Below are 23,992 nucleotides of genomic sequence, written 5' to 3' on the forward strand. Positions count from 1 at the left end.
GACCCGGATCTGGGACGATTCAGGAATGGCCACACGACCCTCGACCCAGCACGTCCGCGCCGGACGCCCGTTTCCCCTCGGCGCCCACCCGGAGGCCGGCGGGGTGCGCTTCGCGATCACCTCCGCCGTCGCGGACGCGGTCGACCTGTGCCTGATCGACGCCGACGGGTCCGAGCGCCGGATCGCGCTGACCGAGCGCACCTTCGGCGTCTGGCACGGCCTGGTGCCCGGGGTGACGCCGGGGCAGCGGTACGGCTACCGCGTCCACGGCCCGTACGACCCGGCCCGCGGCCTGCGCTGCAACCCGCACAAGCTGCTCCTCGACCCGTACGCCCGGCAGATCACCGGCGGCCTGACCGACCTGGCCGCGGCGCAGGGCTTCACCGGCGACCCCGAGCGCGGCCCGATGTCCACAGTGGATTCGCTGGGCAGCGTGCCGCTGTCGGTGGTGTCCTCGCCGGGCGGGCCGGACACCGGCGTCAAGCCCGAGGTCCCGTTCGAGGAGGCGGTGATCTACGAACTGCACGTCAAGGGGTTCACGCAGCAGCACCCGTTCATCCCGGAGGCGCTGCGCGGCACCTACCTCGGCCTGGCCCACCCGGTGGCCATCGAGTACCTGACCCGGCTCGGCGTCACGTCGGTGGAGCTGCTGCCGGTGCACTCGTTCCTCGACGAGCCGTCGCTGGTCCGGGCCGGGCGGCACAACTACTGGGGGTACTCGCCGCTCGGCTTCTTCGCGCCGCACGCCGCCTACGCCAGCGAGCCGGGCCACGAGGTCGAGGAGTTCCGGCTGATGGTGGCCGCCCTGCACGCGGCCGGCATCGAGGTGATCGTCGACGTCGTGTTCAACCACACCTGCGAGGGCGGCCCGGACGGGCCGACGCTGAGCTTCCGCGGGCTGAACGCGCCGGTGTACTACCTGCACACCGAACGCGGGCACATGGCCGACATCACCGGCTGCGGCAACACCCTCGAGGCCGGCTCGCCGACCGTGGTCCGGCTGGTCACCGACTCGCTGCGGTACTGGACGCAGGAGCTGGGCGTCGACGGCTTCCGCTTCGACCTGGCCAGCACGCTCGGCCGGGCCCGCGGCGGCGTGTTCGACCCGGCGTCGACGCTGCTCACCGCGATCACGACCGACCCGGTGCTCTCGCGCTGCAAGCTGATCGCGGAGCCGTGGGACGCGACCGGCGAGGGCTACCGCGTCGGCGGCTTCGGCGCCCAGTGGGCGGAGTGGAACGGCCGCTACCGCGACACCGTGCGGGACTTCTGGCGCGGCGCGACCGGCGTGCGGGACCTCGCCTACCGGCTGTCCGGCTCGTCGGACCTCTACGACCACAACCTGCGCCGGCCGTGGCAGTCGATCAACTTCGTCACCGCCCACGACGGCTTCACGCTGCGGGACCTGGTGTCCTACAACGAAAAGCACAACGAAGCCAACGGCGAGGACAACCGCGACGGCGGCAACGACAACCGCTCGTGGAACCACGGCGCCGAGGGCGACACGGCCGACCCGGCGATCCGCGAGCTGCGCGCGCGCCAGGTCCGGAACATGTTCGCCACGTTGCTGCTGTCCACCGGCACCCCGATGATCACCGCGGGTGACGAGTTCTGGCGGACCCAGGGCGGCAACAACAACGCGTACTGCCTCGACGACGAGACGTCCTGGCTGGACTGGACGCCGGAGGAGCCCGAGGCGGAGGCCATGCTGGCCTTCGCCCGCCGGGTCGTGCGGCTGCGGGCGAACAGCCCGGCGCTGCGGCAGCCGGAGTTCTTCGAAGGCCGGACGACGCCGACCGGCAAACCGGACCTGGTCTGGTTCCGCCCCGACGGCGAGGAGTTCGGCGAGACCGACTGGCTCGAGGACCGGCACACCCTCGGCATGTGGGTCGACGGCTCGAACAGCCAGGCCCGCAACCGCGACGGCGAGCTGGTGCCCGACCACTCGTGGCTGATGTGGCTGCACGCGGGGGACGAGCCGGCCGAGGTGGTGCTGCCGGGCCGCGAGTACGGCGAGACGTTCAAGCCGACCCTCGACACGAGCACCTCGGACGGCAGCCCGGCCAACCCGGGCCCGCTGGAGGCCAAGAGCCGGCTGACGCTGCAGTCCCGATCGCTGCTCCTGCTCCGCGCCCCGCGCCTGGCCGCCGAGCACGTCGACGGCCCCTGACGCGCGAGCCGACGGTCCGGGTACGCCTATCGTCCATTCGGGTACGGGTATTCACCGGCAGGGTCCGGCGGCGGGGCGGGCGCGCGCTCAACCTGCCGGACACCTGCCGGAAATTCGTTGCGGGGAAAGCGTTTCACCCGGCCCTGGCTGGGTACAGAACAAGAGAGCCCTGCCTCGATCGTGCGTGATCGAGTCGGGCAGACTGACGACGCCTGCGCACAAACCGACACACTTCCGAGGGGCGTTGCCCATGACCGGCCGGCTCGGCATCGACGACGTCTCCCCCAGCGTGAGCTGCGGCCGGTATCCGGCCAAAGCCGTTGTGGGGGAACACATCCCGGTCACCGCGACCGTCTGGCGCGAGGGTCACGACGCCGTCGCGGCCACCGTCGCGTGGCGCGGTCCCGGCGATCGGCTGACCCGCCAGACGCGGATGGTGCCGCGCGGTCCCGATCACCCTGACGAGTTTGCCGCGGTGATCGTCCCGGACACCACCGGCACGTGGACCTACCGGATCGACGCGTGGGGCGACCCCTGGGCGACGTGGGAGCACAACGTCGAGGTGAAGGTTGCCGCCGGGCAGGGCCCCGAAGACCTCGCCAACGACCTCGAAAACGGCGCCCGGCTGCTGGAGCGCGTCTCGCGCCGCCCGGACCGCCGGGCGGAGAAAGCGCTGCTGACCGGCGCGGTCGCCGCGTTGCGCGACGACGAGCGCAGCCTCGCCGAGCGGGTCGGGCCCGCGCTTTCGCCCGAGGTCCGCCAGCTCATGCGCGAGTTCCCGGTGCGCGAACTGATCACCAAGGGCAAGCCGCACAAGCTGTGGGTCGACCGCCGCCGGGCCGCGTTCGGCTCCTGGTACGAGCTGTTCCCCCGTTCCACCGGCGGGCTCGACGCCGAGGGCAAGCCGGTGCACGGCACCTTCACCACCGCCGCGGCCGCGCTCGACCGGGTCGCGAAGATGGGCTTCGACGTCGTCTACCTGCCGCCGATCCACCCCATCGGCCGCGTGAACCGCAAGGGCCCCAACAACACCCTCGACGCCAAGCCCGACGACGTCGGCTCGCCGTGGGCCATCGGGTCCGACGAGGGGGGGCACGACGCCATCCACCCGGAGCTCGGCACCTTCGAGGACTTCGACGCCTTCGTCGCCCGCTCGGAAGAGCTGGGCATGGAGGTGGCGCTGGACTTCGCGCTGCAGGCCGCGCCGGACCACCCGTGGGTGCTCAAGAACCAGGAGTTCTTCACCACCCGCCCGGACGGCTCGATCGCCTACGCGGAGAACCCGCCGAAGAAGTACCAGGACATCTACCCGATCAACTTCGACAACGACCCCAAGGGCGTCTACGAGGAGATGCTGCGGGTCATCACGGTCTGGATCGACCACGGGGTCAAGATCTTCCGGGTCGACAACCCGCACACCAAGCCGCCGGACTTCTGGGCCTGGCTGATCCAGTCGGTGAAGGACGCCCACCCGGACGTCCTGTTCCTGGCCGAGGCGTTCACCCGCCCGGCGCGGCTGTGGGGCCTGGCCCGGCTCGGCTTCACCCAGAGCTACACGTACTTCACGTGGCGGACCGGCAAGCAGGAGCTGATCGACTTCGCCATCGACCTGCGCGAGCACTGGAACGAAGGCCGGCCGAACCTGTTCGTGAACACCCCGGACATCCTCCACGAGTCGCTGCAGCGCGGCGGGCCCGGCATGTTCGCGCTGCGGGCCGCGCTGGCCGCGACGATCTCGCCGACGTGGGGCGTCTACTCGGGGTACGAGCTGTTCGAACACGTCCCGGTCCGCGAGGGCAGCGAGGAGTACCTCGACTCCGAGAAGTACCAGCTGCGCCCGCGCGACTTCGAGCGCGCGCTCGCCGAGGGGCGGTCGCTGGAGCCGTGGATCGCGAAGCTGAACGCCGTCCGCCGCGCGCACCCGGCGCTGCAGCAGATGCGCACCCTGCACTTCCACCACATCGACAACGACGCGCTGCTGGCGTACTCCAAACAGGACCCGGCCACCGGCGACACCGTGGTCACCGTCGTCACCCTCGATCCGTACGGGCCGCAGGAAGGCACGCTGTGGCTCGACACGGCGGCCCTCGGGTTCGAGTCGCACGAGCGGCTGATCGCCCACGACGAGGTCACCGGCGACACGTGGGACTGGGGCCCGGCGAACTTCGTGCGGCTCGAGCCCTGGCGGGCCGTGGCGCACGTGGTGTCGGTCCGGCGGCGGCTCGCCGGTTAGCGGGGGAACGGATCGAGGGACTGAGGTGGAACACATGGCGGAGGAAGCCCGCCCCGACGCGGCACTCGGGCTCGAGGGTGTGCCGCACACCGGCGAGGCGATGACCGCCGACGGCATGCTCGTCGAGCCCCAGGCCGGCGACTTCCGGTCGGCGCAGCAGGCGCCGAGCAACCCGGAGTGGTTCAAGGGCGCGGTGTTCTACGAGGTGCTGGTGCGCGCGTTCGCCGACTCCAACGGCGACGGCACCGGCGACCTGAGAGGCCTGGCCGGCCGGCTGGACTACCTCGCCTGGCTGGGCATCGACTGCCTGTGGCTGCCGCCGTTCTACGCGTCGCCGCTGCGCGACGGCGGGTACGACATCAGCGACTTCCGCGCGGTGCTGCCGGAGTTCGGCAGCGTCGAGGACTTCGTGTTCCTGCTGAACGAGGCGCACCGGCGCGGTATCCGGGTGATCACCGACCTGGTGCTCAACCACACCTCGGACGCGCACCCGTGGTTCCAGCAGTCCCGCAGCGACCCGGACGGCCCGTACGGCGACTACTACGTGTGGAGCGACGACGACTCCCGCTACGCCGACGCGCGGATCATCTTCGTCGACACCGAGACGTCGAACTGGACGTACGACCCCGTGCGCGGCCAGTTCTACTGGCACCGGTTCTTCTCCCACCAGCCCGACCTGAACTTCGAGAACCCCGACGTCCAGAACGCGATGATCGACACCTTGCGCTTCTGGCTCGACCTGGGCATCGACGGGTTCCGCCTCGACGCCGTGCCGTACCTGTTCGAGCAGGAGGGCACCAACTGCGAGAACCTGCCGCGCACGCACGAGTTCCTCAAGCGCTGCCGCAAGGTCGTCGACGACGAGTACCCGGGGCGGATCCTGCTCGCCGAGGCCAACCAGTGGCCCTCGGACGTCGTCGAGTACTTCGGCGACCCGGCGGTCGGCGGCGACGAGTGCCACATGGCGTTCCACTTCCCGCTGATGCCGCGGATCTTCATGGCCGTGCGCCGCGAGTCGCGGTTCCCGATCTCGGAGATCCTCGTCCAGACCCCGGAGATCCCGAGCGGCACCCAGTGGGGCATCTTCCTGCGCAACCACGACGAGCTGACCCTCGAGATGGTCACCGACGAAGAGCGCGACTACATGTACACGGAGTACGCCAAGGACCCGCGCATGAAGGCCAACATCGGCATCCGCCGGAGGCTGGCCCCGCTGCTCGACAACGACCGGAACCAGCAGGAGCTGTTCACGGCGATGCTGCTGTCCCTGCCGGGCTCGCCCGTTCTGTACTACGGTGACGAGATCGGCATGGGAGACAACATCTGGCTCGGAGACCGCGACGCGGTGCGCACCCCCATGCAGTGGACCCCGGACCGCAACGCCGGGTTCTCCTCGTGCGACCCCGGCCGGATCTACCTGCCGGTGATCATGGACCCGGTGTACGGCTACCAGGGCCTGAACGTCGAGGCGCAGTCGAACAACGCGTCGTCGCTGCTCAACTGGACCCGGCGGATGATCGAGGTGCGCAAGCAGCACCACGCGTTCGCCGAGGGGGAGTTCGTCGACCTCGGCGGGTCCAACCCGAGCGTGCTGGCGTACAAGCGCCAGTGGCGGCGCCCGGACGGCGGCGAGGACGTCGTGCTCTGCGTGAACAACCTGTCCCGGTTCCCGCAGCCGGTGGAGCTGGACCTGTCCGCGCACCGCGGGTGCACGCCGGTGGAGCTCACCGGTGGCGTGCGGTTCCCCAGCATCGGGGACCTGTCGTACCTGCTGACGCTGCCGGGGCACGGTTTCTACTGGTTCCAGCTGACGAGCCCGGGAGACGAAGGCGAAGCGAGGTGAGTCCCTTGTCCGACCCGCGTGAGCTGGTCGACGACCTGACCGACGATCTGGTGCGCTGGCTGCCCGAACAGCGCTGGTTCGCCGGCAAGGACCGGCCGGTGACCGGCGTGCGGCCGCTCGGCGTGACCGAGCTGGTCGAAGGCGACCCGCAGCTGCTGCACGTGGTCGTCGAGGTCGAGCAGGGCGACCGGTCCGAGCCCTACCAGCTGCTGGTGGGCCGGCGGACGCACCCGCCGGAGATCTCGTCGACCAGCTGGATCGGTGCCGTCGGCGACCTCAACGCCTACGAGGCGTCCGGCGACCTCGACGTCACCGGCGTGCTGCTGGACCTGATGGCCCGGGAAGGCCGCGTGGGCTCGCTCGTCTTCGAGCACGAGCCCGGCGTCGAGCTGGAGACCGGCCTGCGGGCGCGGCCGATCACCTCGGAGCAGAGCAACACGTCCCTGGTCTACGGCGGGCAGTACATCCTCAAGCTGTTCCGGAAGCTGACGCCGGGGAAGAACAAGGACCTGCTGCTGCACCGGGCACTGCAGGGCGTCGGCAGCAAGCACATCGCGCAGGTGCTCGGCTCGATCACCGGCGACCTCGGCGGCGAGCCGACCACGGTCGGCATGCTCCAGCAGTTCGTCGCGGACGCGGTCGACGGCTGGGCGATGGCCACCACGAGCGTCCGCGACCTGATGGCCGCGCCGGAGCTGCACGCCGAAGAGGTCGGCGGCGACTTCGCCGGCGAGGCCGAGCGGCTCGGGCGGGCGGTGGCCGAGGTGCACGCGGACCTGGCCGAGGCGCTCGGGACCGAACCGGTCGACGCCGACGAGCTGGAGCGCTCGATGAAGGCGATGCTCGACCGGCTCGACGCCGTCGCCGGGCGGGTGCCGGAGCTGGCCGCGCACGCCCCGGGGCTGCGGACCGCGTTCGAGACGCTGCGCACGCTGCCCGCCGACTCCGTGACCATGCAGTACATCCACGGCGACCTGCACCTCGGCCAGGTGCTGCGGACGGTCACCGGCTGGCTGCTGATCGACTTCGAGGGCGAGCCGGCGGCCCCGGTGGAGGAGCGCCACGCGCTGCGGTCGCCGTTGCGCGACGTGGCGGGCATGCTGAGGTCGTTCGACTACGCGGCCCAGCAGATGCTGGTCGGGCAGCCGGACGAACCGGCGCTGGCCCAGCGGGCCATGGAGTGGTCGCAGCGCAACCGGGCGGCGTTCTGCGAGGGCTACGCCGCGATCGCGGCGGACCCGCGCGACCAAGGCGAGCTGCTGCGCGCCTTCGAACTGGACAAGGCGGTCTACGAGGTGAGCTACGAGCACGCGAACCGGCCCGACTGGCTGGGCGTGCCGCTCGCCTCGATCGCCCGGATCACCGACGGAGAGGGATGACGCCGTGAACGCGGTTCCGGAAGGCCTCCCGGCCGCGGCCCCGGCGGCCGCGGACATCGACCGGCTGCTGGCCGGCTCGCACCACGACCCGCACTCGGTGCTGGGCGTGCACGCGGTGGGCAAGGGCTTCGCGGCCCGGGCGCTGCTGCCCGGCGCGAAGGCCGTGGCTCTGGTCAGCGGCGAAGACCGGTACCCGATGGAGCCGGTCATCGACGCCCTGTTCGCCGTCGCGGTGCCCGAGCACCCGGGCGACTACCGGCTGGAGATCGACTACGACGGGCACTCCGTCACGGCCGATGACCCGTACCGCTGGCTGCCCACGGTCGGCGAGCTGGACCTGCACCTGATCGGCGAGGGCCGGCACGAGCGGCTTTGGGAGGCGCTCGGCGCGCACGTCCGTTCGTACGAGACGCCGGGCGGCGTCGTCGAAGGGACGTCGTTCGCGGTCTGGGCGCCGAACGCCCGCGGCATCCGCGTGATCGGCGACTTCAACGGCTGGGACGGCCGCGGGCACGCGATGCGCTCGCTCGGCTCGTCCGGGGTCTGGGAGATCTTCGTGCCCGGTGTCGGGCCCGGCACCTGCTACAAGTTCCGGATCCTCGGGGCCGACGGGAACTGGCACGAGAAGGCCGACCCGATGGCGTTCGGCACGGAGCAGCCGCCCGCGACGGCGTCGGTCGTCACGACGTCGGCGCACCTGTGGGACGACGACGTGTGGGTCGCCCAGCGCGAAGCGACCGAGTGGGCCGCGGCGCCGATGAGCGTCTACGAGGTCCACCTCGGCTCGTGGCGGCCCGGGCTCGACTACCGGGAGCTGGCCGACCAGCTCGGCGACTACCTGGTCGAAACCGGGTTCACGCACGTGGAGCTGCTGCCGGTGTCGGAGCACCCGTTCGGCGGCTCGTGGGGCTACCAGGTGACGTCGTACTACGCGCCGACGTCCCGGTTCGGCTCCCCGGACGACTTCCGCTACTTCGTCGACCGCCTGCACCAGCGGGGGATCGGCGTGCTCGTGGACTGGGTGCCGGCGCACTTCCCGCGTGACGCGTGGGCGCTGGCGAAGTTCGACGGCACCGCGCTGTACGAGCACGCGGACCCGCGCCGCGGCGAGCAGCCCGACTGGGGCACGCTCGTGTTCGACTTCGGCCGCAACGAGGTCCGCAACTTCCTCGTCGCCAACGCGCTGTACTGGATCGAGGAGTTCCACCTCGACGGCCTGCGCGTCGACGCCGTCGCCTCGATGCTCTACCTCGACTACTCCCGCAAGGAAGGGGAGTGGCTGCCGAACCAGTACGGCGGCCGCGAGAACCTGGACGCCGTGCGGTTCCTGCAGGAGCTGAACGCGACCGTCTACAAGCGACACCCGGGCGTCGTGATGGTGGCCGAGGAGTCGACGGCGTGGCCGGGCGTCACGCGCCCGACGCACCTGGGCGGCCTCGGGTTCGGGTTCAAGTGGAACATGGGCTGGATGCACGACACGCTCCGGTACCTGTCGCACGAGCCGATCCACCGCGCGTACCACCACAACGAGATGACGTTCTCGCTCGTGTACGCGTGGAGCGAGAACTTCGTGCTGCCGCTCTCGCACGACGAAGTGGTGCACGGCAAGGGATCCCTGTGGGGCCGCATGCCGGGCGACGCCTGGAACAAGGCGGCCGGGCTGCGCTCGCTGCTGGCGTTCATGTGGGCGCACCCGGGCAAGCAGCTGCTGTTCATGGGCGGCGAGTTCGGCCAGCCGCAGGAATGGTCGGAGCAGCGGTCGCTGGACTGGCACCTGCTCGACGAGCCGCTGCACCGCGGGGTCCAGGACCTGCTGCGGTCGCTGAACTCGGTGTACCGGTCGACGCCGGCGCTGTTCAGCCAGGACACGTCCCCGGACGGCTTCCGCTGGATCGACGCGAACGACTCCAGCGGCAACGTGCTGAGCTTCCTGCGCATCGGCGCCGACGGTTCGCGGCTGGCCTGCGTCGCGAACTTCGCGGGCGTGCCGCACCACGACTACCGGGTCGGCCTGCCGGCGGCAGGCCGCTGGCGCGAGGTGGTCAACACGGACGCGGAGGCGTACGGCGGTTCGGGCGTCGGGAACCTGGGCCTGGTGGAGGCGACGGAGGACCCGTGGCACGGCCAGCCGGCCTCGGCGATCCTCCAGCTCCCGCCGGCGGGTGTCCTCTGGCTCACCGAAGAGGAACCCCCACCCCCAGACCTCCCGTGACGAACGGGGCATCACCCGTGTCCTGACGGGCATCACGCGTGATCAGCGGGGCATCACCCGTGATGCCCGCTCAGTCACGCGTGATGCCCCTTCAGTCACGCGTGATGCCCGCTCAGTCACGCGAGATGCCCGGAAAAAGGCTCGGCCGGGCGCGCGTCGCGGGCTTACCATCAGTGCATGGCCGGCGCCGGCGGCGTCCTCGCGAACCTGATCCTGTTCGCCGTGGTCTGCATCGCTCCCACGGTGTTGTTCTGGTGCGCGCTGCGGTTCCCCGCGGTGCTGCGGTGGGTGCGCGAGAAACGCGCGAAGCCGCAACCGGCGGGTCCGCCGATCGAGCGGGTCGCGGCGGACCTGCGGCGGGTGCACCGCCTGCTGGCCGGCTACCCGTCCGGCACCCCGGCCGCGCGGCGCTTCGGCACGCGCCAGGCGTACGACGAGCTCCTCACGCAGGCCTGCCGCCAGGTCGGCGTCCCGCACCGGCTCGCCGAGCTGCCCGAGGGCATGGACCGCGAGATCGAACGCCTGCGCGTCGAGGAGTCGCTGCGGGAGCGAGGCCTGGCCGTTCCCTGACCGGCCGGACCTGAAACGGAAGAAACCCCGCCACCGAGGTGACGGGGTTCTTCCGTTGGTACCGAAGGAAACTCAGTCCAGGTAGTCGCGCAGGACCTGGGACCGCGACGGGTGGCGCAGCTTCGACATCGTCTTCGACTCGATCTGCCGGATGCGCTCCCGGGTCACCCCGTACACCTGGCCGATCTCGTCGAGCGTGCGCGGCTGGCCGTCCGTGAGGCCGAAGCGCAGCCGGACCACACCCGCCTCGCGCTCGGACAACGTCTGCAGCACCGACTGGAGCTGGTCCTGCAGCAGCGTGAACGACACCGCGTCCACCGCGACGACCGCTTCGGAGTCCTCGATGAAGTCACCGAGCTGCGAGTCGCCCTCGTCGCCGATCGTCTGGTCGAGCGAGATCGGCTCACGCGCGTACTGCTGGATCTCCAGGACCTTCTCCGGGGAGATGTCCATTTCCTTGGCGAGCTCTTCCGGGGTCGGCTCGCGGCCGAGGTCCTGGAGCAGTTCGCGCTGTATGCGGCCGAGCTTGTTGATGACCTCGACCATGTGCACCGGGATGCGGATGGTGCGGGCCTGGTCGGCCATCGCGCGGGTGATCGCCTGGCGGATCCACCACGTGGCGTACGTCGAGAACTTGTAGCCCTTGGTGTAGTCGAACTTCTCCACCGCGCGGATCAGGCCGAGGTTGCCCTCCTGGATCAGGTCCAGGAACGCCATGCCGCGGCCGGTGTAGCGCTTGGCCAGCGACACCACGAGCCGGAGGTTCGCCTCCAGCAGGTGGTTCTTGGCGCGCTCGCCGTCACGCACGATCCACTTGAGATCGCGGCGCATCTGGGTGACGAGCTTCTCGCCCTCCTCCTCGGCGGTGCGCACGCGCTCGGCGGCGTAGAGCCCGGCCTCGATCCGCTTGGCCAGCTCCACCTCCTCCTCCGCGTTCAGCAGCGCGACCTTGCCGATCTGCTTGAGGTAGGCACGCACGGAGTCGGCCGACGCGGTGAGCTCGGCGTCCTTGCGCGCCTGACGCAGCGCCTCGGACTCCTCCTCGTCCCAGACGAAGTCCGGGTTGTCGGAGCTCTTCGCGGCCGCCGCCTTGTCGGCCGCGGCACCACGGCGGCGCTGCGCCGGGGTCTCCTCGTCCGACTCGTCGTCGTCATCGTCTTCTTCAGCGGCGTCCGGCTCGTCGGTGACCGTCTCGTCGACGACGTCGACCTCGACCTCTTCCAGGTCCGACAGGTCGGGCGTGTCGAGTTCGGCTTCGTCGATCTCGACGGGACCGTCCGGCTCGCCGTCTTCGGTCTTCGCGCCCTTGGTCGCGGGCTTCTTCGCCGGAGCTTTCTTGGCCGGAGCCTTCTTCGCGGTGGTGGTCTTGCGGGCCGCAGGCTTCGCCGTCCCGGTGGCTGCCTCTTCGGCCGGCTCGCCGGCTGCGGTCGCGGTCTTCGTCCCGCCTCGGGTTGCGGTTCTTGCGGCTGCCACTTACGCCCTTTCGCAGCGGTCGATCATGACGAGCAACGGCACGGGTGCCACTGCTGCCTCACATTCGGGGGATCACGCCTCGGCCTGCGGTTTTAGCCTCCGCAGCCGTGGGCCGTGTTCCATTGTAACGACGGTACGCGCATGCGTCGCGAAGCGATCACCCTCCGGCCCGCTCCGGCGCCGGAGATCGGCTCCGGATCTAGTGCTGGATGCCCTCGCTCGCGGCCGCCGCGGCACCCACGATCCCCGCGTTGTTCTGCAGCGTCGCCACCAGCACCGGCGTGCGGATGTCGAGCAGCGGCACCCATTTCTCGGCCTTCTTGCTGACCCCGCCGCCGACGATGAACAGATCGGGCCAGATCAGGTTTTCGAGCACGGTCAGATAACGGTGCACGCGCTTGGACCATTCGGGGTACGACAGGCCCTCGTTGTCCTTCACCGAAGCGGCCGCGCGCTTCTCCGCGTCGTGGCCGTCGATCTCCAGGTGGCCGAACTCGGTGTTCGGGACGAGCTTGCCGTCCTGGAACACCGCGCTGCCGATGCCGGTGCCGAAGGTGAGCAGGGCGGTGACGCCCTTGCGCGCGACGGGGTCGCCGAAGCGGATCTCCGCCATGCCCGCCGCGTCGGCGTCGTTGAGCATCGCGACCTGGTCGACGCCGCGGCCGAGGCGCTTGGCGAAGAGGGCGTCGGCGTCGGTGCCGATCCACTGCTTGTCGATGTTCGCCGCGGTGTGCGCGACGCCCTTCTTGACCACCGCCGGGAGCGTCACGCCGACCGGGCCGTCCCAGCCCGCCTGCGTCACGATCTCGGCGACGACGTCCGCGACCGCCGACGGCGTGGACGGCTTCGGCGTCTCGATCCGGATGCGGTCGCCGATGAGCTGCCCCTTGTCCAGGTCGACCAAGGCGCCCTTGATCCCGCTGCCGCCGATGTCGATGCCGAAACCTCGGCGGGTCGCCTCCACCACGGACGTGGTCCCTTCTCGCACGATTCAGAAGCCTGCCTCGGAGACTTTAACCGGATGTGGTGACATGTCGGACGTGGGAGTTGACGAGTCGTTGCTGAAAAGCGTCGCGGTGCAGGTCGCGACGGACGCCGCCGAGCTGGTCCGCGAGGCCTGGGAGGGGATGGCGGGCGGCCGGTCGGTGGCCGTGGGCACGAAATCCGCGGACACCGACGTCGTGACCGCGGTGGACCACGAGTCGGAGCGGCTCGTGCGCGCGCGGCTGGCTTCGCTGCGGCCGGGGGAGCCGGTCCTGGGCGAAGAGGGCGGCGGCACCGCCGGTGACGGCGTGACGTGGGTCGTCGACCCGATCGACGGGACGGTCAACTTCCTCTACGGGCTGCCGTGGTTCGCGGTGTCGGTGGCGGCGCAGGTCGGCGGCGAGTCGGTGGCCGGCGCGGTGGTGGAACCGGCGAGCGGCCGCGTCTGGTCGGCCGCCCGCGGGCAGGGCGCGTTCCTGGACGGCCGCCGGCTGGCGGTGTCGGCGCCGTCGCGGCTGGAGCTGACGCTCGTCGGGACCGGGTTCGCGTACTCGGCGGAGCGGCGGACGCGCCAGTCGCGCTTCGCGGCGGAGCTGCTGGGCCGGGTCCGGGACATCCGGCGCAACGGCGCGGCGTCGCTCGACCTGTGCGCGGTGGCGGCGGGCTGGCTCGACGCGTACGTGGAGCACGGGCTGCACCGCTGGGACTGGGCCGCAGGGGCCCTGATCGCGGCGGAGGCGGGCGCGGAGGTGCACCTGCCGGGATCGGCGCCGGAACTGGGCCCGGACGCCACGTACGCGGCTGCGCCGTCCATCGCCGACCCGCTGCGGAAGGTCATCGCCGACTGCGGCGCGGCGGAGGTCTGAGCGGTCTTGAATGACTCATTCAGAGCGCCGGAGGTCCTGAATGAGTCATTCAAGACTTCGGGCGGCCGAAACTGTCGGTGCCTGCCGGTAGCGTGGAAAACGGGGGCGCCCCCACACGCGCGGGTTGCGGGTCGTGACGCGCCGTCAGCAGGCGACGTCGCGGGCCGAGGCCAGCAACGTCTGGTCGATGACCGGGGCCTTCGCGTCCGTGGACTGCTCGTTCGAGCCGCCGCCCTGGTGAGCCTTGGACCAGTCGGCGAGCTGCGTGAGGATCTGGCGGGCCTCCGCGCGGGGCCGGAGGTCCCCGAAGAGGGTGCCCGTGACCAGGTCGACGCTCGCGTCCTTGCGGTTGTCCTGGACCAGCTCGGCGCACGGCACGACCAGGCTGATCGTCCTCGCCGCGGTGACGCCGTTCTCGCCGAAGCGGATCTGGCCGCGGCACTTGGCCTCACGGCCCTCGTAGGCGGGGTCGTTGGCCGGCTCGCCGGCGCCGGTGAAGCCCAGCTCCTTCAGCGAAGTGGTGGTGATGCCGCCCTGGCCGCGGGTGCCGGAGGCGTTGAGCACCTTCACGGCGACCTTGTCCGGCGGCACCGGCGCGCGATCGTCCAGGGCGTTGTGGGGGAGGGTGCTGAACGTGACCCCCGGCGGCGGGCTCGCGGCCGGGTCGCACTTGACGGCCTCGTCGACGTCACCCTTGCCGACGGCCGCGTTGATCCAGACGACGATCGCGCCGAGCGCGAGCACTCCGATGACGATCAGCGCCGGCAGCGGCTTGTGCCTGCGATACGGCCGCGTCCCACGGTCCCCGATGCCGTTCCCCGACGCCACCCGCCCGTCCCTTCCCGAACATCCGTACCGACCGTGCGAACCCGGCACCGTCGTGGCCGATCAGCCTAGGCGCCGCGCCGGGCGCCCGGCGTCCCGGGTCACCCCGCCGGATTCCCCGCCGCGCCGGTCGTCGCCGAACCCCGCCCGCGACCGATCCCCGTGCGGCGATCGCACCACGGCGGGGTCGGACGGGGCAAGCGGACACGGGTCGCCGGTGAAGTTCTCCACCCCCGGGCAACCCGAACGGACGACAACGCGTCTTACCTGCGGGTTCCCCCTGTCGGGTGACGATTCCCGGGCAATGTCTGACTCGTTGCAGAACCGTCGCGGGCGTGAGCTACCCTTCGCGGGCTCCGGCCGCAGGAAGAGGCGCATAAAGAAGAGACCTCGGTCACTTCGGCCGTCGGGCACAAACAGCGGCCCTGGAACGTTGACCAGCGGCACGGCGGACTCACGGGCGCACCCGGGGGTCCGGGAAAACGACTACACAAGCTGATCGCAGGGGTGAGGGACACATGGCTACCGACTACGACGCTCCGCGCCGCAGCGAAGCCGACGAGCTGGCCGAAGACTCGTTGGAGGAGCTCAAGGCCCGGCGGAACGAGAACCAGTCCGGCGTCGTCGACGTCGACGAGGACGCGACCGCCGAGAACTTCGAGCTGCCGGGTGCCGACCTTTCCGGGCTTTCCGGGGAGGACATGACCGTGAAGGTGGTGCCGAAGCAGGCGGATGAGTTCACCTGCTCCGTGTGCTTCCTGGTGCACCACCGCAGCCGGCTGGCCGAGGAGAGCGGCGGACGCCTGATCTGCCGCGACTGCGCCTGACCGCGCGGGATCTCGGCACAGGATCACGGGGACGAACAGACGCGACGGAGAGCCTCGAGGGCAGTAAGGGGGAGGCTCGAAGCGCGCTGGGGACAAAGGGGGCCGGCCGGCAGGCCGGCCCCCTTCCCCTGTCTCGGGTCAGGCGCCCTTGATCAGCTCGGCGACGCGCTCGGGGCGCCGGGTGCTGAACAGCCAGTACGGCGTCGGGTCGGCCGGATCGGTGAGCGTGACGCGCACGACCGGGCCGACCCAGCCGCGGTGCAGCACGTAGGCGGCGGGGTCGCCGTCGCGGCCCAGCGCCTTGCGCTTGGCGTCCTTGTCGAAGATCTCGACCTGGCCGACGTAGCGCAGCGGCAGGTGCGCGTCGCCCACCCACAGCTCCGGCTCGTCACCGCCGGTGACGCGGACCTTCGAGCGGCCGAGCGACAGCATCAGCCCGACGACGACCGGCAGCGCGATCACGTACGGCAGCCACGCCCGGATGCCCGGGTAGCCCATGTCGACCTCGGCCGCGAGCAGGACCGCGCCCAGCACCGGCAGCGGCCAGCCCCACCACGGCACGTACAGCCGTTCGGAATGCCGGACCGCGGCACTCGCGGCCGTCTTCGCAGATTCACCCACGGGTAGAGAGTAATCTCGCCGCCCGTGTCCAGCGTTCAGGTACTCCTCTCCCGGCTCGACCCGGATGTCCCGCTGCCCGCCTACGCCCGGCCGGGCGACGCGGGCGCCGATCTCGTCACGACCTCGGATATCGTCCTGAAACCCGGGGAACGCGGCGTCGTCGGCACCGGCGTCGCGATCGCCCTCCCGCCCGGGTACGCGGGGTTCGTCCACCCGCGGTCGGGCCTGGCCGCCCGGGTCGGCCTCTCGGTGGTGAACACACCGGGCACGATCGACGCGGGCTACCGCGGGGAGATCAAGGTCTGCCTGATCAACCACGACCCGGTGCACCCGGTGAAGCTCGCGCGCGGCGACCGCATCGCCCAGCTGGTCGTGCAACGGGTCGAACACGCCGAATTCGTCGAGGTCGCCGAGCTCGACGCCACCGAACGGGGCGACGGAGGCTACGGCTCGACGGGTGGACACGCCACACTGGGAGCAGACGCGCTCGCCGCGAGCGCCGTGGCTGGGGAAGGAACGGAGAAGTAGTGGGGATTTTCGGACGCAAGCGGCGGACCGAGGGCGGGTCCGGCGGAAGGCACGGCGCGCCCGAGGCCGACGACACGATCGAGGACGACGCGTACGACGCGTACGACGAGGACGACGAGCTGTCGGACGTCTCCGACGGCCCGTTCGACGTCGCGGACTTCGAGGACGACGGCGTCCCGCGGATCGACCTCGGCTCGGTGAAGGTGCCGGTGCCCGACGGATCCCAGGTCCAGGTCGAGATGGACCCCGAGACCGGCGGCGTGCGCGCCGTGCACGTCGTCACCGAGCAGGGCCAGATCACGGTCAGCGCCTACGCCGCGCCGCGCTCGGGCGGTCTCTGGCGCGAGGTGAGCACCGAGCTCGCCGAGCAGCTGCGGGCCGACGGCGCCAAGGTCAACATCGGCCGCGGCGTGTGGGGCCTGGAGATCTCGGCCATCGTCGGCGACGTCTCGCTGCGCTTCGTCGGCGTCGACCGGCCGCGCTGGATGCTGCGCGGCGTCATCGCCGGGCCGCAGTCGGAGGCCGCGGCGGCGGTGGAGGTGCTGCGCGGGATCGTGCGGCGCACGATCGTCGACCGCGGCGACGCGCCGATGCCGGTCCGCACCCCGCTCACCATCACGCTGCCCGAGGCCGTCGCCGAGCACATCGCGGCCCAGCAGCAACAGGGCTGACGCCCGGCCGAAGCCGTGAATGTCGCATTGAGGGACTTCACGTCCCTCAATGCGACATTCACGGCTTTTTCAGCGCCCGGAGGAAGGCGAGCACGGTCGCCCGGCCGAGGGACTCCCGATCCGCGCCCAGCGCCGTGAGCGTCGTCTCGCCGAGCGAAGCGCGGGGGAGCGCGCGAGCCCACTCCGCCGCGACTTTCGTCGGGTGGATCGGGTCGTCGGTGCACGTGCCGACCCCGGCCGGGACGGCCAGCCCCGCCAGCTCGGCCAGTGCCGGGGACGGGCGGCCCGCGGCGACGCGCAGGCCGGCCGCCAGCCCGTCGCCGTGGCGGCGCCACGCCCGGTCCAGTTCCGCGCGCAGCCAGTCCGGGCTGCCCGCCGTCTGCGCCAGGGCGACGTCGACGCCGGAATCGGCCACCAGATCCGCGGACAGCGTCGCGGCCAGCGATGCGGGTGCCTGGCCCGGATGGCCGTTCCAGGCCGGGAGCGCGGCCAGCAGGCCCCCGCAACGGCCCGGATTGGCCACGGCCCACTCCGCGGCGAGGTGGGCACCGAACGAAATGCCGCCTACGAGCAGTTCGCCGTGTTCGTCCGCCAGCGCGTCCAGTGTCGCCAGGTAGCCGTCCGCCAGGGCCGCACCGGGCGGTGGCGGTGGGGCGATGAGCGGGACACCGAGGGCGCGCAGCGGGCCGGCGAAGACCGCTCGGACGAACACCTCGTCCGAGCCGGTGCCGGGCAGCAGCACCGCCGGGGGAACTCTGATCGCGGACGTCACGTTGCGATCTTTGCGCAAAGGCGTTTCCCTGGCGGGGACCGCAGTACGCTGGAATCGCACGGGCCGCAAGCAGGTTGTCGCCGGGCCCCGGAGCACAGGAGCACCTATGTCCGCCAAAGACGGCGGCTACTTCAGCCGGTTGGTACGCAAGCTGACCAGCGACGTCGACGAGCTCGACGCCGATGAGATGTCGATGAGGTCCGGCGCCGAGGGCGCCCAGCGGGCCTGCGACTGCCGTTCCGGCGAAGAGGTCACCGTGATGGGGAGACTCCGCAGCGTGGAGCTCTGCCCGACGAACGAGGCCGCCACGCTGGAGGCGGAGCTGTTCGACGGGACACAGGGCGTGACGCTAATCTGGCTCGGCCGCCGCCGGATCCCGGGCATCGAGCCTGGCCGGACGATCAAGGTGCGCGGCCGGATGGCCGAGCGTGACGGCCAGAAGGTGCTGTACAACCCCTATTACGAGCTCCAGAGCCCAGTGAGTTGATCACCCATCGTGACTGAACCCGCCCCGAGCGAGAAGAAGACCGACGCGGAAGAAGAACCGCAGCCGACCCTGCTCGAGCAGATGGGCGGCGTGTCCGGCCTGATCTACTCGTCGGTGCCGGTGATCGTCTTCGTCCTGGCGAACGCCTTCTTCGGCCTGACCGCCGCCATCTGGACGTCGGTGGGCAGCGCGGTGGCCATCACCGTGCTGCGGGTGGTCCGCAAGGAGCCCCTGCAGCCGGCGATCTCCGGTTTCTTCGGCGTCGCGATCGCGGCGTTCATCGCCTACCGCACCGGGTCCGCGAAGGGGTTCTTCCTCTTCGGGATCTACGCGAGCCTCGTCTACTGCGGCATCTTCGTGCTGTCGGTGGTCGTGCGGTGGCCGATCGCGGGCGTCGTCTGGAACGTGCTGAACGGCACCGGGCAGGCGTGGCGCAAGGACAAGCCGTCCCGCTACGCCTACGACATCGCGACGCTGGCCCTGGCGGCCGTGTTCGCGGCCCGGTTCGTCGTCCAGCGGTGGCTCTACCAGGAGGACTACACCGGCTGGCTGGCCTTCGCGAAGATCGCGATGGGGTACCCGCTGTACGCGCTGGGCCTGCTGGTGGTGGTCTGGGCGGTGCGCCGGTCGGACAAGCGGCTCAAGGCGCAGGCGGAGGACGAGCCCAAGCCGGAGACCGACGCCGAGGTCGAAGCCCGGCTGCGCGAGAAGTACGCCCAGGCCCCCGAAGCCTGACATCCCGCACAACCCGCACAACCCGCGCGCGTGGGGGCGCCCCCGTTTTCCACGTTACCGGGGAGCACCGACATTTCCGGCCGCCCAAAGTCGTAAAGCCGTGAAGGCCTCCTTACCGGCCATAGGAGCCGGTAAGGAGGCCTTCACGGCTTTCAGTAGCCCAGGGCCGTCCGGATCTCCGGCTCGACGTCCGCCGTCGCGACGAACAACAGCTCGTCGCCCGGCTCCAGGGGGTCCTCCGGCTGCGGCACGATCACGCGGTCGCCCCGCAGGATCGTCACCAAAGCCGCGTCCCTCGGCAGGGTCAGCTCGCTCACCGGCTTGCCGGCCAGCGGGGTCTCCGCCGGCAGCGTCAGCTCGACGAGGTTCGCGTTGCTCTGCCGGAACGTCATCAGCCGCACCAGGTCGCCGACGCTGACCGCCTCCTCGACCATCGCCGCGAGCATCCGCGGGGTCGACACGGCGACGTCGACGCCCCAGGCCTCGGTGAACAGCCACTCGTTGGCCGGGTTGTTCACCCGCGCCACCACGCGCCGGACCGCGAACTCCGTCTTGGCCAGCAGCGACACGACGAGGTTCGCCTTGTCGTCGCCGGTCGCGGCGATCACGACGTCGCACTGCTCGATCCCGGACTCCTCCAGGATCGACACCTCGCACGCGTCACCCAGCACCCAGTCGGCCTGCTCGACGGTCTGCGGCTCGAACTGGTCGGCCTCCCGCTCGATGAGCATCACCTGGTGCCTGCCGTCGATCAGCTCGCTGGCGATGGAGCGCCCCACCGCGCCCGCCCCGGCGATCGCGACCCTCATGCCTCGTCCTCCGGTTCGCGGTTGGCCACACTGGTCACGTCGCTGACCGTGCCGGAACGCGCCGCCACCCACACGTCGTCGCCGTCCTGCACCATCGTCTTGCCGTCCGGCAGCACCGGCGTGCCGAAGCGCATGATGAACGCCACCCGCGCGCCGGACGCCTCCTGCAGCGACCGGACGGAGTGCCCGACCCAGCCCTCGTGCAGCGGCAGCTGCAGCAGCGCGATGTTGCCCGACGGGTCCCGCCACGCCGACGCGACGCCGTCCGGCAGGAGCGTGCGCAGGAACCGGTCGGTGGTCCACGGCACGGTCGCCACCGTCGGGATGCCCAGCCGCTCGTACACGGCCGCGCGCTTGTGGTCGTAGATCCGCGCGACGACGTGCTCGATGCCGAAGTTCTCGCGGGCGACCCGCGCGGAGATGATGTTCGAGTTGTCGCCGCTGGACACCGCGGCGAACGCGCCGGCCCGCTCGATGCCCGCTTCGATCAGCACCTTGCGGTCGAACCCGACCCCGACGACCTGCTGGCCGTGGAAGTCGCTGCCGAGCCGGCGGAACGCCTGCTGGCTCTTGTCGATGACGGCCACCTCGTGGCCGAGCCGCTCCAGCGCAGCGGCCAGGGACGCGCCTACCCGGCCGCATCCCATGATCACCACGTGCACGCCCTGCCTCCTCTTCGGCGGGTTGACCCGTCCGTACCTACCCCGACATGCCAGCGCCGAACCTACCGTGCGCCGGTACAGTTAGGCTTCCGTGGTGTCGAAGTTCCCGACCGTGCTGAAACGCCTGGTCCTCGGACGTCCGTTCCGCAGTGACAGGCTCGCTCACACGCTCCTCCCCAAGCGCATCGCGCTGCCCATCTTCGCGTCCGACGCGCTCTCGAGCGTGGCGTACGCACCCGAAGAGATCTTTCTGACACTGAGCGTCGCGGGCCTGTCCGCCTACGCGCTGGCGCCGTGGATCGGCATCATGGTCGCCCTGGTCATGCTGGTCGTCGTCGCGTCCTACCGGCAGAACGTGCACGCGTACCCGAGCGGCGGCGGCGACTACGAGGTCGCCAACACGAACCTGGGCGGGAAGTTCGGGCTGACCGTGGCGAGCGCGCTGCTCGTCGACTACGTGCTGACGGTCGCGGTGTCCACTTCGTCCGGCGTGGCCAACATCGGGTCGGCGGTGCCGTGGGTGGCACAGCACAAGGTGCTGGCCTCGATCGTCATCGTGGTCGTGCTGACGTCGCTGAACCTGCGCGGCATCCGGGAGTCGGGGAAGGCCTTCGCGATCCCGACGTACGGGTTCATCCTGGGCATTCTGGTCATGGTCGTGTGGGGTCTGGTGCAAGCCGCCACCGGCACCGAGATGAAGGCCGAAAGCGCCGGGTTCACCTTGAACGCCGAGGGGACCTTCGCGGGGGTGGCGTACGCGTTCCTGGTGCTGCGGGCGTTCTCCTCCGGCGCGGCGGCGCTGACCGGGGTCGAGGCGATCAGCAACGGCGTCCCGGCGTTCCAGAAACCCAAGTCGAAGAACGCGGCCACCACGCTGCTGATGATGGGCGTGCTCGCGGTGACCATGCTGGTCGGCATCATCACGCTGGCCACGATCACCGACGTCAAGTTCGCCGAGGACCCGGCGGAGCAGCTCGCCGGCGCGCCGGCCGGCTACGAGCAGAAGACGATCGTCGCGCAGATCGCGCACGCGGTGTTCGCCGACTTCCCGCCGGCGTTCTACTACATCTCCTTCTCCACCGGCATCATCCTGCTGCTGGCCGCGAACACCGCGTTCAACGGTTTCCCGGTGCTGGGCTCGATCCTCGCGCAGGACCGCTACCTCCCGCGGCAGCTGCACACGCGCGGCGACCGGCTGGCGTTCTCCAACGGGATCCTGTTCCTCTCGGCCTTCGCGCTGGTGCTGATCATCGCGTTCGACGCCGAGGTGACCCGCCTCATCCAGCTCTACATCGTGGGCGTGTTCGTGTCGTTCACGGTGAGCCAGGCCGGCATGATCCGGCACTGGAACCGGTTGCTGGCCAAGGAAACCGACCCCGGCGTGCGGCGGCGGATGCGGCGCTCGCAGACGGTCAACGCGGTCGGCCTGACCATGACCGGCGTCGTGCTGGTGATCGTGCTCATCACCAAGTTCCTGCTGGGCGCGTGGATCGCGATCGCGGCGATGGTGGCGATCTTCGTCCTGATGACGGCGATCCGGAAGCACTACGACCGCGTCGCCGACGAGCTGAAGGACCTCGGCGACACCCCGACCGTGCTGCCGTCGCGCAACCACGCGATCGTGCTGGTGTCCAAACTGCACCGGCCGACGCTGCGCGCGCTGGCCTACGCCAAGGCGATGCGCCCGGACGTCCTCGAAGCCGTGACGGTCAACGTGGACGACGCGGACACGCGCCGGTTGACCGCCGAATGGGACGCGCACAACTTCAAGGTGCCGCTCAAGGTCGTCGAGTCGCCCTACCGCGAGATCACGAAACCCGTGCTGGACTACGTGAAGCGCGTGCGCGGGGACAACCCGCGCAACGTGGTCACGGTGTTCATCCCGGAGTACGTGGTCGGGCACTGGTGGGAGCAGGTGCTGCACAACCAGAGCGCGCTGCGGCTCAAGGGCCGCCTGCTGTTCCAGTCCGGCGTGATCGTGGCGAGCGTGCCGTGGCAGCTGGAGTCCTCGGCGAAAGCGGCCGCGCGCGTCCGCAACGAGCGCCCGGCGGCCGGTGACGTCCGCCGCGGCTTCTCACCCAACGGAAAACCCATCGCCACCCCCAAACCCAAGGAGCCCGCCGAATGACCAGCTGGCTGGGCCGGGTTCTCGAGGTGGAGGTCGGCGCGGTGGCGCACGGCGGCCACTGCGTCGCACGCGCCGAAGGCCGCGTGGTGTTCGTCCGGCACGCGCTGCCGGGCGAGCGGGTGCGCGTCGAGGTCACCGAGGACAACGGCGGTTCGTTCTGCCGCGGCGACGCGATCGAGGTGCTTTCGGCTTCGGAGTTCCGGGTCGAACCGCCGTGCCCGCTCGCGGTCCCGGGTGGCTGCGGCGGCTGCGACTGGCAGCACGCTTCTCCTTCGTACCAACGTGACTTGAAGGCCGCCGTCGTGGCGGAGCAGCTCCAGCGGCTGGCCGGGATCGAGCGCGAGGTCTTCGTGGAAGCCCTCGAAGGCGGTCCGCTCGACTGGCGCAGCCGCGTCCGGCTGGTCGCCGACCGCGAAGGGCGCGCGGGCCTGCGCGCCCACCACAGCCACCGCGTGGTGGCCCTCGAAGACTGCCCGATCGCGGTCCCGGGCGCGCTCGACGACGTCCTGGCGCGGCGCTGGCGGCCGGGCAGCGAGATCGAGGTGACCAGCGACGGCGACGGCGGTGTCCACGTGCGCGAGCTGTCCACGGTCCGCGGCAAGGTCCGCGCCCGGCAGCTGGCGGGCGGGGTGGCGGTCCAGCACGCGGCGGGCCGCGACTGGCACCTCGACGCGCACGGTTTCTGGCAGGTCCACCCGGCGGCGGCGTCGACGCTGGCCGCCGTCGTGGCCGAGTGGGCGGAGGCGCCCGTGGGCGGATCGGCCTGGGACCTCTACGCCGGGGTCGGGTTGTTCGCGTCGGTGCTGGCTTCGCAGGTCGGCTCGTCGGGCCGGGTGCTGGCGATCGAGTCCGGCCGGCGCGCGGTCGCCGACGGGGAGAAGAACCTGGCCGACCTGCCGCAGGTGTCCTGGCAGGCCGGGCGCGTCGAGCACCTGCTGGAGTCGGCCGCGAAACCGGTGGACGTCGTGGTGCTGGACCCGCCGCGCAAGGGCGCGGGCAAGGCGGTGGTGGAGTCGATCGTGGCGGGTTCACCCGATCGGATCGTCTACGTGGCGTGCGACCCGGCGGCACTGGCCCGCGACCTGGCGACCTTCGCTTCGCACGGCTACGGCCTGACGGATCTGAGGGCGTTCGACGCGTTCCCGATGACCCACCACGTGGAATGCGTCGCGCTGCTGTCCTGAGTTTTTGTCGGTG

General features: G+C 71.0%; 21 protein-coding genes. 14 read left to right on the forward strand and 7 right to left on the reverse strand.

From position 1 onward, the window contains the following. Positions 1-25: 25 nt before the first annotated feature. The 6 genes from glgX (at position 26) to ACZ4TR_RS25445 (ending at position 10,407) form a co-directional block, all read left to right on the forward strand. On the forward strand, positions 26-2,170 hold the full coding sequence (glgX, locus tag ACZ4TR_RS25420) for a glycogen debranching protein GlgX (RefSeq protein ID WP_465289319.1): 2,145 nt from the start codon (positions 26-28) through the stop codon (positions 2,168-2,170). A gap of 250 nt (positions 2,171-2,420) precedes the next feature. Further along, entirely contained in the window at positions 2,421-4,403 is a 1,983-nt protein-coding gene (locus ACZ4TR_RS25425) for an alpha-1,4-glucan--maltose-1-phosphate maltosyltransferase (protein ID WP_465289320.1), read from the forward strand. Positions 4,404-4,437: 34 nt separating this feature from the next. Beyond that, positions 4,438-6,246 carry a maltose alpha-D-glucosyltransferase gene (treS, locus tag ACZ4TR_RS25430; RefSeq protein WP_364519193.1) on the forward strand — a complete coding sequence of 603 codons (1,809 nt, stop codon included), beginning with the start codon at positions 4,438-4,440 and terminating at the stop codon, positions 6,244-6,246. Positions 6,247-6,251: 5 nt separating this feature from the next. Continuing rightward, positions 6,252-7,625 (forward strand): maltokinase N-terminal cap-like domain-containing protein, encoded by a 1,374-nt coding sequence (locus tag ACZ4TR_RS25435; RefSeq protein WP_465289321.1) that lies wholly within the window; start codon positions 6,252-6,254, stop codon positions 7,623-7,625. A gap of 4 nt (positions 7,626-7,629) precedes the next feature. Then, positions 7,630-9,837: a 1,4-alpha-glucan branching protein GlgB gene (glgB, locus tag ACZ4TR_RS25440; RefSeq protein ID WP_465289322.1), complete on the forward strand. Its 2,208-nt coding sequence runs from the start codon at positions 7,630-7,632 to the stop codon at positions 9,835-9,837. A 177-nt stretch (positions 9,838-10,014) separates the two neighbouring features. Continuing rightward, complete coding sequence (locus tag ACZ4TR_RS25445; protein WP_465289323.1) at positions 10,015-10,407, forward strand: hypothetical protein; 393 nt, start codon at positions 10,015-10,017, stop codon at positions 10,405-10,407. Between the two features lie 72 nt (positions 10,408-10,479). On the opposite strand, the gene ACZ4TR_RS25450 is transcribed toward ACZ4TR_RS25445, so the two are convergent. Next, on the reverse strand, positions 10,480-11,880 hold the full coding sequence (locus tag ACZ4TR_RS25450) for an RNA polymerase sigma factor (protein WP_364519185.1): 1,401 nt from the start codon (positions 11,878-11,880) through the stop codon (positions 10,480-10,482). Between the two features lie 199 nt (positions 11,881-12,079). After that, entirely contained in the window at positions 12,080-12,847 is a 768-nt protein-coding gene (ppgK, locus tag ACZ4TR_RS25455) for a polyphosphate--glucose phosphotransferase (RefSeq protein WP_465289760.1), read from the reverse strand. Between the two features lie 64 nt (positions 12,848-12,911). Here ppgK and ACZ4TR_RS25460 point away from each other — a divergent pair, with 64 nt between their 5' ends. Next, complete coding sequence (locus tag ACZ4TR_RS25460) at positions 12,912-13,730, forward strand: inositol monophosphatase family protein (RefSeq protein ID WP_465289324.1); 819 nt, start codon at positions 12,912-12,914, stop codon at positions 13,728-13,730. Between the two features lie 144 nt (positions 13,731-13,874). On the opposite strand, the gene cei is transcribed toward ACZ4TR_RS25460, so the two are convergent. After that, entirely contained in the window at positions 13,875-14,558 is a 684-nt protein-coding gene (cei, locus tag ACZ4TR_RS25465) for an envelope integrity protein Cei (RefSeq protein WP_465289325.1), read from the reverse strand. A gap of 515 nt (positions 14,559-15,073) precedes the next feature. Between cei and ACZ4TR_RS25470 the strand changes: the two genes are divergently transcribed. Continuing rightward, the gene (locus ACZ4TR_RS25470; RefSeq protein WP_086676737.1) at positions 15,074-15,382 is read left to right on the forward strand and encodes a DUF4193 domain-containing protein; all 309 of its coding nucleotides are present in this window, start codon (positions 15,074-15,076) and stop codon (positions 15,380-15,382) included. A gap of 138 nt (positions 15,383-15,520) precedes the next feature. Here ACZ4TR_RS25470 and ACZ4TR_RS25475 read toward each other — a convergent pair whose 3' ends face one another. After that, complete coding sequence (locus tag ACZ4TR_RS25475; protein WP_465289326.1) at positions 15,521-16,003, reverse strand: DUF3093 domain-containing protein; 483 nt, start codon at positions 16,001-16,003, stop codon at positions 15,521-15,523. A 24-nt stretch (positions 16,004-16,027) separates the two neighbouring features. On the opposite strand from ACZ4TR_RS25475, the gene dut reads away from it, so the two are divergent. Then, positions 16,028-16,531 (forward strand): dUTP diphosphatase, encoded by a 504-nt coding sequence (gene dut, locus ACZ4TR_RS25480; RefSeq protein ID WP_364519177.1) that lies wholly within the window; start codon positions 16,028-16,030, stop codon positions 16,529-16,531. Further along, on the forward strand, positions 16,531-17,202 hold the full coding sequence (locus ACZ4TR_RS25485) for a DUF3710 domain-containing protein (RefSeq protein WP_465289327.1): 672 nt from the start codon (positions 16,531-16,533) through the stop codon (positions 17,200-17,202). Before dut ends, ACZ4TR_RS25485 begins: the two co-directional genes overlap by 1 nt. 58 nt (positions 17,203-17,260) lie before the next feature. Here ACZ4TR_RS25485 and ACZ4TR_RS25490 read toward each other — a convergent pair whose 3' ends face one another. After that, the gene (locus ACZ4TR_RS25490) at positions 17,261-17,974 is read right to left on the reverse strand and encodes an alpha/beta fold hydrolase (protein WP_465289328.1); all 714 of its coding nucleotides are present in this window, start codon (positions 17,972-17,974) and stop codon (positions 17,261-17,263) included. A gap of 106 nt (positions 17,975-18,080) precedes the next feature. Here ACZ4TR_RS25490 and ACZ4TR_RS25495 point away from each other — a divergent pair, with 106 nt between their 5' ends. Beyond that, a complete protein-coding gene (locus tag ACZ4TR_RS25495; RefSeq protein WP_072480405.1) occupies positions 18,081-18,461 on the forward strand; it encodes an OB-fold nucleic acid binding domain-containing protein in 381 nt (126 codons plus the stop codon). 9 nt (positions 18,462-18,470) lie between these two features. Next, positions 18,471-19,196, forward strand: a complete 726-nt coding sequence (locus tag ACZ4TR_RS25500) for a DUF3159 domain-containing protein (RefSeq protein WP_364519173.1) — start codon at positions 18,471-18,473, stop codon at positions 19,194-19,196. Positions 19,197-19,348: 152 nt separating this feature from the next. Here ACZ4TR_RS25500 and ACZ4TR_RS25505 read toward each other — a convergent pair whose 3' ends face one another. Next, a complete protein-coding gene (locus tag ACZ4TR_RS25505; protein ID WP_364519171.1) occupies positions 19,349-20,005 on the reverse strand; it encodes a potassium channel family protein in 657 nt (218 codons plus the stop codon). Continuing rightward, on the reverse strand, positions 20,002-20,667 hold the full coding sequence (locus tag ACZ4TR_RS25510; protein WP_465289329.1) for a potassium channel family protein: 666 nt from the start codon (positions 20,665-20,667) through the stop codon (positions 20,002-20,004). The genes ACZ4TR_RS25505 and ACZ4TR_RS25510 overlap by 4 nt, the downstream gene beginning before the upstream one ends. Positions 20,668-20,761: 94 nt before the next feature. On the opposite strand from ACZ4TR_RS25510, the gene ACZ4TR_RS25515 reads away from it, so the two are divergent. Together ACZ4TR_RS25515 and ACZ4TR_RS25520 are read left to right on the forward strand one after the other, a co-directional pair. Further along, positions 20,762-22,795: an APC family permease gene (locus ACZ4TR_RS25515; protein WP_465289330.1), complete on the forward strand. Its 2,034-nt coding sequence runs from the start codon at positions 20,762-20,764 to the stop codon at positions 22,793-22,795. Next, positions 22,792-23,979: a class I SAM-dependent RNA methyltransferase gene (locus ACZ4TR_RS25520; RefSeq protein WP_465289331.1), complete on the forward strand. Its 1,188-nt coding sequence runs from the start codon at positions 22,792-22,794 to the stop codon at positions 23,977-23,979. The genes ACZ4TR_RS25515 and ACZ4TR_RS25520 overlap by 4 nt, the downstream gene beginning before the upstream one ends. Positions 23,980-23,992: the final 13 nt, after the last annotated feature.

It is taken from the genome of Amycolatopsis sp. NPDC028719 (genome assembly GCF_055565395.1).

Coding starts and splice junctions, on each gene's coding strand:
- treS (WP_364519193.1), top strand. CDS start 4,438: ATGGCGGAGGAAGCCCGCCCCGACGCGGCACTCGGGCTCGAGGGTGTG.
- glgX (WP_465289319.1), top strand. CDS start 26: ATGGCCACACGACCCTCGACCCAGCACGTCCGCGCCGGACGCCCGTTT.
- ACZ4TR_RS25445 (WP_465289323.1), top strand. CDS start 10,015: ATGGCCGGCGCCGGCGGCGTCCTCGCGAACCTGATCCTGTTCGCCGTG.
- ACZ4TR_RS25505 (WP_364519171.1), bottom strand. CDS start 20,005: ATGAGGGTCGCGATCGCCGGGGCGGGCGCGGTGGGGCGCTCCATCGCC.
- ACZ4TR_RS25425 (WP_465289320.1), top strand. CDS start 2,421: ATGACCGGCCGGCTCGGCATCGACGACGTCTCCCCCAGCGTGAGCTGC.
- ACZ4TR_RS25495 (WP_072480405.1), top strand. CDS start 18,081: ATGTCCGCCAAAGACGGCGGCTACTTCAGCCGGTTGGTACGCAAGCTG.
- ACZ4TR_RS25470 (WP_086676737.1), top strand. CDS start 15,074: ATGGCTACCGACTACGACGCTCCGCGCCGCAGCGAAGCCGACGAGCTG.
- ACZ4TR_RS25520 (WP_465289331.1), top strand. CDS start 22,792: ATGACCAGCTGGCTGGGCCGGGTTCTCGAGGTGGAGGTCGGCGCGGTG.
- ACZ4TR_RS25460 (WP_465289324.1), top strand. CDS start 12,912: ATGTCGGACGTGGGAGTTGACGAGTCGTTGCTGAAAAGCGTCGCGGTG.